The sequence below is a fragment of the Pseudomonas syringae KCTC 12500 genome (assembly GCF_000507185.2).
Lineage (GTDB): Bacteria > Pseudomonadota > Gammaproteobacteria > Pseudomonadales > Pseudomonadaceae > Aquipseudomonas > Aquipseudomonas syringae.
Map to the genome: position 1 here is coordinate 5,317,071 of NZ_AYTM02000002.1, position 11,847 is coordinate 5,328,917.

General features: G+C 57.0%; 15 protein-coding genes. 12 read left to right on the plus strand and 3 right to left on the minus strand.

Annotated elements, in window-relative coordinates; genetic code table 11:
• Nucleotides 1-50: 50 nt before the first annotated feature.
• The 3 genes from V476_RS23740 to V476_RS28670 form a co-directional block, all read right to left on the minus strand.
• Nucleotides 51-1,640 carry an ABC-F family ATPase gene (locus V476_RS23740; protein ID WP_003395611.1) on the minus strand — a complete coding sequence of 530 codons (1,590 nt, stop codon included), beginning with the start codon at nucleotides 1,638-1,640 and terminating at the stop codon, nucleotides 51-53.
• A gap of 373 nt (nucleotides 1,641-2,013) precedes the next feature.
• Nucleotides 2,014-2,850: an LPS biosynthesis protein gene (locus V476_RS23745; RefSeq protein ID WP_024960864.1), complete on the minus strand. Its 837-nt coding sequence runs from the start codon at nucleotides 2,848-2,850 to the stop codon at nucleotides 2,014-2,016.
• Between the two features lie 381 nt (nucleotides 2,851-3,231).
• The gene (locus tag V476_RS28670; RefSeq protein WP_003317629.1) at nucleotides 3,232-3,369 is read right to left on the minus strand and encodes a hypothetical protein; all 138 of its coding nucleotides are present in this window, start codon (nucleotides 3,367-3,369) and stop codon (nucleotides 3,232-3,234) included.
• A 333-nt stretch (nucleotides 3,370-3,702) separates the two neighbouring features.
• Between V476_RS28670 and V476_RS23760 the strand changes: the two genes are divergently transcribed.
• From V476_RS23760 to V476_RS23815, 12 genes are all read left to right on the plus strand, one after another.
• Nucleotides 3,703-4,404, plus strand: coding sequence for a DUF3053 domain-containing protein (locus tag V476_RS23760; protein ID WP_024960866.1), 702 nt, complete (start codon nucleotides 3,703-3,705; stop codon nucleotides 4,402-4,404).
• A 109-nt stretch (nucleotides 4,405-4,513) separates the two neighbouring features.
• Nucleotides 4,514-5,059, plus strand: a complete 546-nt coding sequence (locus V476_RS23765) for a GNAT family N-acetyltransferase (protein ID WP_024960867.1) — start codon at nucleotides 4,514-4,516, stop codon at nucleotides 5,057-5,059.
• A gap of 30 nt (nucleotides 5,060-5,089) precedes the next feature.
• The gene (locus V476_RS23770; protein ID WP_024662076.1) at nucleotides 5,090-5,713 is read left to right on the plus strand and encodes a glutathione S-transferase family protein; all 624 of its coding nucleotides are present in this window, start codon (nucleotides 5,090-5,092) and stop codon (nucleotides 5,711-5,713) included.
• A 70-nt stretch (nucleotides 5,714-5,783) separates the two neighbouring features.
• Nucleotides 5,784-6,209 (plus strand): DUF3830 family protein, encoded by a 426-nt coding sequence (locus V476_RS23775; protein ID WP_003420688.1) that lies wholly within the window; start codon nucleotides 5,784-5,786, stop codon nucleotides 6,207-6,209.
• Nucleotides 6,210-6,324: 115 nt separating this feature from the next.
• Nucleotides 6,325-6,768: a hemerythrin domain-containing protein gene (locus V476_RS23780; protein ID WP_003369485.1), complete on the plus strand. Its 444-nt coding sequence runs from the start codon at nucleotides 6,325-6,327 to the stop codon at nucleotides 6,766-6,768.
• A gap of 48 nt (nucleotides 6,769-6,816) precedes the next feature.
• Nucleotides 6,817-7,176, plus strand: a complete 360-nt coding sequence (locus V476_RS28990) for a hypothetical protein (RefSeq protein ID WP_003395591.1) — start codon at nucleotides 6,817-6,819, stop codon at nucleotides 7,174-7,176.
• Between the two features lie 353 nt (nucleotides 7,177-7,529).
• A complete protein-coding gene (locus tag V476_RS23790) occupies nucleotides 7,530-8,381 on the plus strand; it encodes a transporter substrate-binding protein (protein WP_003416527.1) in 852 nt (283 codons plus the stop codon).
• Nucleotides 8,382-8,444: 63 nt separating this feature from the next.
• Nucleotides 8,445-9,107 carry an amino acid ABC transporter permease gene (locus V476_RS23795; RefSeq protein WP_003345502.1) on the plus strand — a complete coding sequence of 221 codons (663 nt, stop codon included), beginning with the start codon at nucleotides 8,445-8,447 and terminating at the stop codon, nucleotides 9,105-9,107.
• A gap of 9 nt (nucleotides 9,108-9,116) precedes the next feature.
• Nucleotides 9,117-9,779 carry an amino acid ABC transporter permease gene (locus V476_RS23800; RefSeq protein WP_003304383.1) on the plus strand — a complete coding sequence of 221 codons (663 nt, stop codon included), beginning with the start codon at nucleotides 9,117-9,119 and terminating at the stop codon, nucleotides 9,777-9,779.
• Nucleotides 9,776-10,561 carry an amino acid ABC transporter ATP-binding protein gene (locus V476_RS23805; RefSeq protein ID WP_003345505.1) on the plus strand — a complete coding sequence of 262 codons (786 nt, stop codon included), beginning with the start codon at nucleotides 9,776-9,778 and terminating at the stop codon, nucleotides 10,559-10,561. The genes V476_RS23800 and V476_RS23805 overlap by 4 nt, the downstream gene beginning before the upstream one ends.
• Nucleotides 10,562-10,601: 40 nt before the next feature.
• Nucleotides 10,602-10,988, plus strand: a complete 387-nt coding sequence (locus tag V476_RS23810; RefSeq protein WP_003317642.1) for a RidA family protein — start codon at nucleotides 10,602-10,604, stop codon at nucleotides 10,986-10,988.
• Between the two features lie 82 nt (nucleotides 10,989-11,070).
• Nucleotides 11,071-11,835, plus strand: coding sequence for an IclR family transcriptional regulator (locus V476_RS23815; protein ID WP_024960868.1), 765 nt, complete (start codon nucleotides 11,071-11,073; stop codon nucleotides 11,833-11,835).
• Nucleotides 11,836-11,847 lie beyond the last annotated feature (12 nt).

An 11,847-nucleotide genomic window follows, 5' to 3' on the forward strand; every position in this document is an offset into this window, starting at 1 on the left:
AAAAAGCCCTGTCATATGACAGGGCTTTTTACTATTGCGGGCTGACAGGCTTAGAACGTAACGCCCTGGCTACGCAGGTAGTCGTCATAGGTGCCGCTGAAATCGACCACGCCACTTGGGCTGAGTTCGATGATGCGGGTTGCCAGCGAGGACACGAACTCGCGGTCGTGACTGACGAAAATCAGTGTGCCTGGATAGTTTTCCAGCGCCAGGTTCAGCGACTCGATGGATTCCATGTCCAGGTGGTTGGTCGGTTCGTCCATCACCAGCACGTTGGGCTTTTGCAGGATCAGCTTGCCGAACAGCATGCGGCCCTGTTCACCACCGGAAATCACCTTCACCGACTTGAGGATCTCGTCGTTGGAGAACAGCATGCGGCCCAGGGTGCCACGTACCAGTTGCTCGCCGCCTTGAGTCCACTGACCCATCCAGTCGAACAGGGTGGAGTCATCCTCGAAATCGTGAGCATGGTCCTGAGCGTAATAGCCGATTTCCGCTGCGTCGGTCCACTTGACCGTGCCTGCGTCTGGTTGCAACTCGTTGACCAGGGTGCGCAGCAGAGTGGTCTTGCCGATGCCGTTCGGGCCGATGATGGCCACACGCTCGCCGGCTTCGACCTGGAAGCTGAAGTCCTTGAACAGGGTCTTGCCGTCGAAGCCTTTGGCCATGCGATCGACGATGACCGCCTGGCGGTGCAGCTTCTTGGTCTGCTCGAAACGAATGAAAGGGCTGACACGGCTGGAGGGCTTGACCTCGGCCAGCTGGATCTTGTCGATCGCCTTGGCTCGGGACGTGGCCTGCTTGGCTTTCGAGGCGTTGGCCGAGAAGCGGCTGACGAACGATTGCAGTTCGGAAATCTGCGCTTTCTTCTTGGCGTTGTCGGACAGCAACTGCTCGCGGGACTGGGTCGCCACGGTCATGTACTCGTCATAGTTGCCCGGGAACAGACGCAACTCGCCGTAATCCAGGTCGGCCATGTGTGTGCACACGCTGTTCAGGAAGTGACGGTCGTGGGAGATGATGATCATCAGGCTGTTACGCTGGGTCAGGATGTTTTCCAGCCAGCGAATGGTGTTGATGTCCAGGTGGTTGGTCGGTTCGTCGAGCAGCAGCACTTCCGGATCGGAGAACAGTGCCTGTGCCAGCAGAACGCGCAGCTTCCAGCCCGGCGAAACTTCGCTCATCGGACCGTTGTGCTGTTCGATGCCGATACCCAGACCCAACAGCAGTTCACCGGCGCGGGATTCGGCGGTGTAGCCGTCCATTTCGGCAAACTCGGTTTCCAGCTCGGCAACGGCCATGCCGTCGTCTTCACTCATTTCCGGCAGCGAATAGATGCGGTCGCGCTCGGCCTTGACCTTCCACAGCTCTTCGTGACCCATGATCACGGTGTCGAGCACCGTGAACTCTTCATAGGCGAACTGATCCTGGCGCAGTTTACCCAGACGCACGTTCGGCTCCAGCATCACCTGCCCACCCGAAGGCTCGAGGTCGCCACCGAGGATTTTCATGAACGTGGACTTGCCGCAGCCGTTCGCGCCAATCAGGCCATAACGGTTACCAGCGCCAAACTTGACCGAGACATTCTCGAACAAGGGTTTGGGGCCGAACTGCATCGTGATGTTAGCTGTGGAGATCAATTACTTTACCTATCAATAACGTGGGCAATAACCGGGGGAGCGCTGGCGTCAGCGGGTGTGGTGCTCAGGACCCCACCGAAGCTGTTCAGTCCGCTCCGTCCGAGCATGAGCTGACCCAACGGGCATACGTCTACAGCAACGGCAGCCTGCCACGACTGCGTTGCCGGGATATGAATGTGGGGGTTCACGCCAGACATTGGCGCGCATTGTCGCATAGGTCGGGCGGCAGTGACATGGTGGGCGGCAGGGGATTGCCGAGTTTAACGGGTCGGGGCAGGGTTGGCGCCTGCTTCAGCGCCCTTCGCTGCGTGCAACTGCGGACGCCCAAGACAAGCAGGCTGCGTTGCTGTCAGCACTCTGTGACGGCTGAATACTATCGTTGAAGTGCGCAACTGACTTTATGGCGAACTTCATCAAGGCTCAACTTGGGAATGACTTCGTGCGGCACACGCGAGCTGTCGGAGACATTGAATACCTGGAAGTCGCTCCCGACGACCTGTTTCGACATCAGCTCAAGTGATGGAAGAATTCTGGACTCGTAATGCTGGTCCAGACCGCAAGGTGAGCAATTGTCGCTGGAGGATTCATAGAATCGGCCCACGGACTGATTCATATCGAAACCGACCAGAAAGACATTGTCGAAACCAAGGTGATAAGACAGTTGCAGCGCCAGATACATGACAGTTCGGGCGTCGAAAAAACCAAATTCCAGATCCTTGCTGAAACCGATATCCCGGTTTCTGCTACTCCATAACGAGAGTTTTCTGACCAGTGCATCCTCCCGCGAGCACAGTGCCGCCACCCTCGACACTCTGGGCGATTTCTTCAGTGCATAAGCGCGTCCGGAAGGTCTGGGAATATCGCCGCGAAACTGATCTTCCCAGAGGCCGACATTTTCGCTGGAGCGCATGGCGGCGGCGAACAGCTCAGGCTGCTGGTTGGGAAAATCCCTGTCGGAGCAGACGTAGAACAACGGCTTTATGTTCGTGCCTGCGAACATCGAGAACGCGCCGTTCATGGTAATCATGGGGATATGCGAGAACTCTTCGATAGGGAAGTCCTTTGCTGATTTCCCAGAGCCAATCAGGAAAACCGGCCCTTTTTTAGTGCCCTTGCATTGGCTGAAATCAAGCACACGCGTCGGTGCAGGCGTGCGCTCGTCAACAGCATTGCGTACGTAGCGCGTCGAATTAATTGATTGACTAGTCATGACAACCTTGTAAGCACTAGTGGCAAATTAGTTAGGGCGTTATGCGCGCGACATTATCGGCTGGTGGCCATTAATTCAATATCAAAGTGTCTAAAAAGAGTATCACACTGGAAACAACTGGCTACATAGCAAGGGCGCTGATTACCGAAATGCGCTATTCACTGGAGGGTTTTCGGATGTAAGGTTGGAGGGGTGATATTGTTTTAATACTTATTGGCCACTACTTGATGGCAATTCAATGTGCGAGAGGAAAGACGAGCTCCAAATAGCTGTCAGGATGATAGATTTGCGCGGGGCCAAGCTGGACGAAGGCGGTCATATGAGGTTTTTCTGCAAGGCCCGGTGATGACCAGGCCTGCCATTTCTGGTGCGTGTTGACGGTTAGTCGGATTTCCTTTCCTGCTTCTTCCTCCTGAACCAGCTTCCCAGCGCGTGGAAAGGGTGAATGAACATCGCAATCGCTCCAAGCAGAAAGACGATGGAGATAAGGATCAGACCCAGCCCTTCGTGTGCAAACATAGTGATTGACTCCTGTTGTCACTTTGTCGGTCCGTTGAAGAGTAGCGGCTGAAACGTTTCATCTCATGAAGAAATGTTAAGGAACTTTCTTGGAGCGGTTTTCAGGCAGGGCCTTGTTCCGGTCGGACCCATGCACGGTTTGGCGCAGACGCCCGGTTTTGCTGCGCCAAACCAGTGGGTTTTAGTGCTGGCTTTGCCAATATATGGCATTGCGACAAGTATCTTCAGTGCCGTCGCGGAACTAGATGAGGCGATGACGAGACTATAAGCACGCTCGTGTTCAGCAGGCGTGGCCTGTGAGCGTGCATTCTTATGATCCCGGAGGTTACTGACATGAAGTCCCTTTTCCGTCCAGCTTTGCTGCTGGCTGTCGCTTTACCCCTGTTCCTGGCTGGCTGCGGAGACAAGGAGCCCGAGCAGCGCACTGCGTTCACTCAGTTCCTGCAAATCCGAATTGTCGACAAGCCGGGCGTACATGTGCCCAAGCTGACGGATGAGGAGAAGAAAACCTTTGGTGACTACACCTCGCACTATGCGGTCATCTCCGACTTCGGCGCAGGCATGGACTCTGCTGTACAGCCGCTCGCCGGCTTGATGCAGAAAGGCTCTTTTCATTCGGTCAGCGATGTCATTCAACGACGCGCTGACCTGGCTGCTGTGCAGACGGGCCTTGATGAAGTGGGCGAAAAGCTGACCGTCGAGCAGGGCAAGGCAGACGCCGCACGCGCGAAACTCAAGCAGCCTGAAGACCTCAAGGTGGTTTACGACAAGGCCTACGACCGAACTGTCAGCGTACCCGCCAACACCTTCCGCGAAGTGCTGCCGCAGATAAAGGGCACCTTTTCCAGTGGCCTGAAGGTTGCCGATTATGTGGACGCGCACAAATCGCAGATCGATATCTCGGGTTCGACGATCACCGTCAAGGATCCTGTGGTCCAGACCGAGCTCAACAAACTGCTGCAAGAGCTGAACGAGCAGGGCAAGAACGCTCAACAAGCCCAGTCCAAGCTGCAATCGCTGATGACCGGCCGCTGATATCGAGCTGCTGCGTCTGAGGTGACGGCCCGGCCCTGCTGCCGGGCCGGTCCTTGTGTCAGGTATGATTCGGCCATCTGTCTGCCTGATGCCGGGAATCAACCGCCTGATGACTAACCCCTCTTCAATGACCATTACCCTGCGTGATGCTTCCTCTGCGGATGCGTTGTGCCTTGCGGTGCTCGGTATGCAGGTTTTTCTCGACACCTACGCAACGCAGGGCATTCGACAGTCCATCGCCCGCGAGGCGCTGGAAGCTTTCTCGCCTGCGAACTTCGCACAACAGCTCATCGAGCCGACAACGTTCATCGTCGTTGCCGAGTTGCAAGGGCATTTGATCGGCTTTGCTCAAGTCGCGTTGCGCACCGACCACGCAATGCTCGGTGTGTCGAACGCCGCCGAGTTGCAACGTCTCTATGTGCAGGAGCGTTTCACGGGGCGTGGAGCGGGGCGGCTGTTACTTGATGCTGCCGAGCAGCGTGCAACAACCCGTCACGCCTCGCTATTATGGGCAACGGTCTGGGTTGGCAATCCTCGCGCTTTGGCGTTCTACCCTCGTCAAGGCTATGCATGGAAAGGTACGCCGCACTATGTGTTTCAGGGCGAAACACATGAGAATCACCTGTTTGCCAAACCGCTGATGACTACTGACTGACACGACGTTGCTGTGCAACAAGGACGCTGAATGCTGCGCATACTGGGCAAGACCTCCTCGATCAACGTACGAAAAGTACTCTGGACGTGTGAGGAGCTGAAGATACCCTTCACTCAGGAAGACTGGGGGTCAGACTTCAAGCCTGCCGACACCGAGGCGTTCGTCGCGCTCAACCCGAATGCCATGGTGCCGGTTATCGTGGATGATGACTTCGTGCTTTGGGAGTCCAACAGCATCGTTCGCTATCTGGCCAACCGTTATGCTGGCGACCCTGTTTACCCGCTGGATCCACGCGCCAGGGCGCACACCGATCAGTGGATCGACTGGCAAGGCTCGGATCTGAACCGATCATGGAGTTATGCCTTCATGTCACTGGTACGACGTTCGACCGAGCACCAGGACCCTGCAGCCATAGCCGTGTCCTGTGCTCAATGGACCAGGCACATGCAGATACTCGACAGGCAACTGGAAAAGACCGGCACCTATGTCTGCGGCGAGCGTTTTACCCTGGCGGACATCCCCATCGGTCTTTCAGTCAATCGCTGGTTCGAGACGCCTCTCGAGCATCCCGACCTGCCCGCCGTCAATGCGTATTACGAACGCCTGAGCCACCGTTCCGGCTACCTTCTGTACGGGCGCAACGGAACTCCGTGACGGTTTGTCGGGCTCGCGTTTATCCTTGGGCACCATTGTGAGTCTTGTTGCCTGTTAAGGAGTCGTCGAAGTGACCACCATCAAAATTACCGCGGGCGGATATGAGTTTCTCGCCGAAGCCCATCCGGATGCGCCGCAAACGGTGGAAGCGTTTCTCAAGCTGCTGCCTTATCGGCAGAAATTCATCCATGTGCGCTGGAGCGGCGAGGGTTGCTGGGTGCCGCTGGATGATTATCAACTGAAGCTGGATGACACATTGATCGGCTTCGAGAACGCAACCAGCCATCCTTCGGTGGGCGACATTCTTTTCTACCCGGGCGGTTACAGCGAAACCGAGATTATCCTTGCCTACGGCTCGTGCTGTTTCGCCAGCAAGATGGGGCAGTTGGCGGGCAACCATTTCCTGACCATTACCCAGGGCAAGGAAAACCTGCGCAAACTGGGCGTGAAGACACTGTGGGAAGGCGCTCAGGAGGTGGTTTTCGAACTGGCTTGAGTCTGCCGCTATTGCGCGATAGGCATTTGCCAGTATTTGTTGGAACTGCTGATCTTCGCCAGGGGTCTAGTCCACGATGCTTCCAGCTCCCGGAAGCCGACCTGGAGACATGACCTTGAATATTTTCGAAGCCCTGCGCGAAAGCCATGATCGTCAACGCAGCTACGCTGATGCCCTGATCCAGACTAGCGGCGACAGCGCCGAACGCGAGAAGGCCTACAAACAGCTCAAGGAAGAACTGCAGGCCCACGAAACGGCCGAAGAACGGTTTTTCTACATCCCTCTGATGGCCCACGACAATGGCGTGGACCTGAGCCGTCACGCCATTTCCGAGCATCACGAGATGGACGAGATGATGGAAGAGCTCGATGAAACCGAAATGTCCAGTCCAGCCTGGCTGGCCACTGCGAAAAAGCTGTCGGAAAAAGTGCATCACCACCTGAAGGAAGAAGAGCAGAAGTTCTTCCAGATGGCGGGCAAATTGCTCGACGAAAAGCAGAAACAGAGTCTGGCCGGCGAATACGTGAAGGAATACGAAGAGCAATTGGCTGAAGGTTGATAGCGCGGTGCAGTGCTAGAATCGACTTTTTATCAGCGAAGGCATGACATGAAGTTTCTGTTTCTGACAAGCGCGGCGGTGATTGCGGCAACCGTATTGACTGGGTGTGCAGCGCCTTCCAGTTCTGCACGTGCCGCAGGACCCTACAAGGTCCTGTCGAGCGCCAAGCAGGATGCTGCCGTTGCCCAGTGCATTCAGGTGACCTGGCAGAACGAAGCCATGTTCGGCACGTCTACTGACGTGTTCCTGCATGACCTGTCCGGTGGGGGCTTCACCGTGTTTACCACTGAATCGACCTACTTCGCCGACGTGCGCGGCAAAGGCCCGACCACAGCCGTTGAATTCTATGCCCCGCAAGGCGATGCTCAGGCCGCGTTGCGCTCTGCGGCCATTGCTACCTGTCTTTGAGTCTCTTCCCCATTCGACACCTCTCGTTCCCACGCCAGCGTGGGAGCGCCGTTCTGGACGCTCTTTGTGCCCGTGCTTCTGGCTGATTTACGTTGATACTCCACGCCCGATAACAGCGCATGCGCACAAGAGTGGGGCCGTACCACTCAAATGTGACAATCGGTAGCGTTACCTGCGGGCTTCGTCCCCGCTGTCCCGCTTCAAGCCCAAATTCCAGTCTGTTGATTTGTTTCGACTTTTTTATGGGGTGTCCTCCGTACGTCCTCTATGGCACACTTTCTGCTGTCTATTCCGTTGTTACATACCTGTATCCGCTATAGCGGAATAATGAATACTTCGGCGGAGTTTAAGTCATGCATCGCGGACCTTCCTTTGTGAAAGCTTGTGCCTTTGTTCTTTCAGCCTCATTCATGCTGGCCAATACGGTGCAGGCAGCCGAAGGCAGCAAGCTGGATGCAGTATTGAAACGTGGCAATCTGGTGGTAGGGACGGGCAGTACCAATGCTCCGTGGCACTTCCAGGGCGCAGACGGCAAGTTGCAGGGCTTCGATATCGACATTGGCAGAATCATTGCCAAGGGCCTGTTCAATGACCCGAGCAAGGTGGAGTTTGTCGTGCAGTCCTCGGATGCACGTATCCCCAACCTGCTGACCGACAAGGTCGACATCAGCTGCCAGTTCATCACCGTTACTGCCAGCCGCGCGCAGCAGGTGGCATTCACCCTGCCGTACTACCGCGAGGGTGTGGCGCTGCTGTTGCCTGCCAATAGCAAGTACAAGGAAATCGATGACCTGAAGGCAGCAGGTGACGATGTGACCGTGGCCGTACTGCAAAACGTGTATGCCGAGGAACTGGTGCATCAGGCACTGCCCAAGGCCAAGGTCGATCAATACGACAGCGTCGACCTGATGTACCAGGCGATCAACTCCGGGCGTGCCGATACAGCGGCCACCGATCAGTCTTCGGTTAAGTACCTGATGGTGCAGAACCCTGGCCGCTACCGTTCGCCTGCCTTTGCCTGGAGCCCGCAAACCTATGCCTGCGCGGTCAAGCGTGGCGACCAGGACTGGCTGAACTTCGTCAACACCGCGTTGCATGAAGCCATGACGGGTGTCGAGTTCCCGGCTTACGCGGCGTCTTTCAAGCAATGGTTCGGTGTCGATCTGCCGGTGCCTGCAATCGGTTTTCCGATGGAATACAAATAAGTCCACTCTGACCTTCAGCGGCAGGGCGGGCCCTCGGGCTTTCCCTGCCAGGTACGGGCAAGCATGAATTACCAATTGAATTTTGATGCTGTATGGCGCGACTTCCCCAGTCTTCTGGCGGGGTTGGGCCTTGGCCTGGAACTGGCCCTGATCTCGATCGCGATTGGCTGTGTGATCGGGCTGGCTAACGCATTTGCGCTGCTGTCACGTTACAAGGCGTTGCGTATCGTCGCGTCGATCTACGTGACCGTGGTGCGCAACACTCCGATTCTGGTGTTGATCCTGCTGATCTATTTCGCGTTGCCCGGGCTGGGTATTCGACTCGACAAGCTGGCGTCATTCATCGTCACCCTGTCGCTGTACGCCGGTGCCTATCTGACCGAAGTGTTCCGTGCCGGGCTGCTGAGCATCCACAAGGGACAGCGCGAAGCGGGGCTGGCGATCGGTCTGGGCGAATGGCAGGTGCGGGCCTACATCATCGTGCCGGTCATGCTGCGCAATGTATTGCCGGCACTCTCCAACAACTTCATTTCGCTGTTCAAGGACACCTCGCTGGCGGCCGCCATTGCCGTGCCGGAGCTGACCTATTACGCGCGCAAGATCAACGTCGAAAGCTACCGGGTGATCGAAACCTGGCTGGTGACCACTGCACTCTATGTGGTGGCCTGCTACGTGATCGCTCTGCTTTTGCGCACTCTCGAACAACGTCTGGCGATTCGCCGCTAGGAGGCTGTCATGTATCAACCCCCTGGCTGGCTGCAGGAATTGTGGAATGCGCGGGAAGTACTCTGGTCAGGCTTTCTGACCAGTATCCAGTGCTCGGCGCTGGCGATTGCCGCAGGTACGCTGATCGGCATGCTGGCCGGTCTGGTGCTGACCTACGGCGGTTTTTTCGCCCGCTTGCCGATTCGGCTCTATGTGGATCTGATTCGCGGGACTCCGGTGTTCGTGCTGGTGCTGGCGGTCTTTTACATGGTGCCGGCGCTGGGTTGGCAGATCAGCGCGTTTCAGGCCGGCGCAATTGGCTTGACGCTGTTTTGCGGCTCTCACGTTTCGGAAATCGTGCGTGGCGCCCTGCAGGCCATTCCCCGTGGCCAACTGGAAGCCGGCAAGGCCATCGGTCTGCGCTTCAATCAGTCGCTGCGCTACGTGTTGCTGCCTCAGGCCATGCGCCAGATCCTGCCGACCTGGGTCAACTCCTCGACCGAGATCGTCAAGGCGTCAACGCTGCTTTCGGTGATCGGTGTGGCTGAACTGCTGCTCAGCACCCAACAGGTGATTGCGCGCACGTTCATGACCCTGGAGTTTTACCTGTTTGCAGGTTTCCTGTTCTTTCTCATCAACTACGCCATCGAGCTTCTTGGGCGGCAAATCGAAAAACGGGTGGCATTGCCATGACACAGACTCATAACCCCGGCCCGGCGCTGCTCAGCATCGAGGGCCTGCATAAATCCTACGGCGCAGTGGAGGTGCTCAAGGGTGTCGATCTGCGCATGCAGAAAGGCAATGTCGTGACCCTGATCGGTTCCAGCGGTTCGGGCAAGACCACCTTGCTGCGCTGCGTCAACCTGCTGGAAGAGTTTCAGGGCGGGCATATCCGTCTTGAAGGGCAGGACATCGGTTACAGCAACGTAGACGGCAAGCGCACCCGCCATCCGGAGCGTCTGATCGCGCAACACCGGGCAATGACCGGCATGGCCTTCCAGCAATTCAACCTGTTTCCGCACCTCAGCGCCTTGCAGAACGTCACCTTGGGTTTGCTCAAGGTCAAGAAGATGCCCAAGGATCAGGCCGTTGCGCTGGCCGAAAAGTGGCTGGACCGGGTCGGCCTGCTGGAGCGGCGCAATCATTTCCCCGGTCAGTTGTCCGGCGGCCAGCAGCAGCGTGTGGCGATTGCCCGTGCCATTGCCATGAACCCCAGCCTGATGTTGTTTGACGAAGTCACTTCGGCACTCGATCCGGAACTGGTGGGCGAAGTGCTGAGCGTCATCAAGGACCTGGCCGAGGAGGGCATGACCATGCTGCTGGTGACGCACGAAATGCGTTTCGCCTACGAAGTGTCGGACCAAATCGTGTTCATGAATCAGGGCCGCATCGAAGAGCAGGGGCCACCCAAGGCCTTGTTCGAACAGCCGAAGTCGGCGCGCTTGAGCGAGTTTCTCAAGAACATCCGTTTTTAAACCTTCATTACGTTTAATGCTTCAAGACAAGGAAAAACTCATGACTATTACCCGTTATGGCGCTGGCAGCACAGCAGGAGGCGGCCAGCCACGCCCATTCGCTCGCGCAGTCGAGGCTGACGGCTGGTTGCACGTTTCCGGCCAGGTACCTGCGCAGGATGGCGAGATCATCGTCGGCGGCATCGTTGAGCAGACGCATCAGACCATGCGCAACCTGATCGCAATTCTTGAGGAGGCCGGTTATGCGCTCAAGGATGTGATCCGGGTCGGCGTATGGCTGGAGGACCCACGGGACTTCTGGAGTTTCAACAAGGTGTTCGGTGAGTACTTCACCCCCGAGCATGCACCGGCACGCGCTTGCGTTCAGGCAAGCATGATGGTCGACTGCAAGGTCGAAATCGACTGTATTGCCTACAAACGCAAGTAGCAGAGCTGCAGCTACATGTTGCAAGCCGCGAGCCCGATCACCTGAGGCTTTTGGCTTGCCGCTTTCCCAAGGAATGAGCCTCATGACCGAAGACACTATCAAGCGCCGGGCACGTGGACTGGACCGGGCGTTCGATATCCTGGATTTTCTCAAGGAAAAGGCCAGGCCCATGCGCCCCAATGAGATTGCCAGCGGGATCGGCAGCCCCAAATCGACGGTTTACGAGCTGGTGGCATCGCTGCTGGAACGGCGGATTCTGGAGACAGTGGGCAAGGACGGGCATGTCTATCTTGGCCGTCAGTTGTATTTCCTGGGGCAGGCACACTTGCGGCACTTCGATTTCACTCGCGAGGCCGAAGCCTGCTTGTGCGAGATCGTCAGCCAGACGCGGGAAACTGCGCAGATGTGCCTGCTCAATGGCCGGAAATACACCGTGGCGCTGATGAAGGAGGGTGAGCGTCATTTCAGGATTTCTTCGGACATCGGCGAAAACGCGCCCATCCCATGGACGGCGTCCGGGCGTCTTTTGCTCAACCACTTGAGCGATCAGCAAATCATCGACCTGATCGACCCCGACGATTTCATTCTGCCGGGTGGCGAACGTCTGCCGCTGGAGACCTTTCTTCGGGAAATCCGCAAAGCCGGCGAGGAGGGATTCTTTTCCTTCAATAGCGTGGCTGACACCTTCACCCATTGCTTCGCCGCCCCCGTGAATAACGAACACGGTCAGTGTATCGCCACGCTGTGCATCGTCGCGCCGCGTGCCGACGCCAAGACCCACTACGACGACTACCGGCGGGTGCTGATCGACAGCGCCAATGGCCTGGCTCGGCGTATCAATGAATAAACGCAGGAGATT

What these genes read in the sequence shown, in the direction of transcription:
- V476_RS23790 (WP_003416527.1), top strand. Translation starts at nt 7,530, where the DNA reads ATGCATCGCGGACCTTCCTTTGTGAAAGCTTGTGCCTTTGTTCTTTCA.
- V476_RS23805 (WP_003345505.1), top strand. Translation starts at nt 9,776, where the DNA reads ATGACACAGACTCATAACCCCGGCCCGGCGCTGCTCAGCATCGAGGGC.
- V476_RS23760 (WP_024960866.1), top strand. Translation starts at nt 3,703, where the DNA reads ATGAAGTCCCTTTTCCGTCCAGCTTTGCTGCTGGCTGTCGCTTTACCC.
- V476_RS23800 (WP_003304383.1), top strand. Translation starts at nt 9,117, where the DNA reads ATGTATCAACCCCCTGGCTGGCTGCAGGAATTGTGGAATGCGCGGGAA.
- V476_RS23745 (WP_024960864.1), bottom strand. Translation starts at nt 2,850, where the DNA reads ATGACTAGTCAATCAATTAATTCGACGCGCTACGTACGCAATGCTGTT.
- V476_RS23810 (WP_003317642.1), top strand. Translation starts at nt 10,602, where the DNA reads ATGACTATTACCCGTTATGGCGCTGGCAGCACAGCAGGAGGCGGCCAG.
- V476_RS28670 (WP_003317629.1), bottom strand. Translation starts at nt 3,369, where the DNA reads ATGTTTGCACACGAAGGGCTGGGTCTGATCCTTATCTCCATCGTCTTT.
- V476_RS28990 (WP_003395591.1), top strand. Translation starts at nt 6,817, where the DNA reads ATGAAGTTTCTGTTTCTGACAAGCGCGGCGGTGATTGCGGCAACCGTA.
- V476_RS23765 (WP_024960867.1), top strand. Translation starts at nt 4,514, where the DNA reads ATGACTAACCCCTCTTCAATGACCATTACCCTGCGTGATGCTTCCTCT.
- V476_RS23815 (WP_024960868.1), top strand. Translation starts at nt 11,071, where the DNA reads ATGACCGAAGACACTATCAAGCGCCGGGCACGTGGACTGGACCGGGCG.
- V476_RS23770 (WP_024662076.1), top strand. Translation starts at nt 5,090, where the DNA reads ATGCTGCGCATACTGGGCAAGACCTCCTCGATCAACGTACGAAAAGTA.
- V476_RS23795 (WP_003345502.1), top strand. Translation starts at nt 8,445, where the DNA reads ATGAATTACCAATTGAATTTTGATGCTGTATGGCGCGACTTCCCCAGT.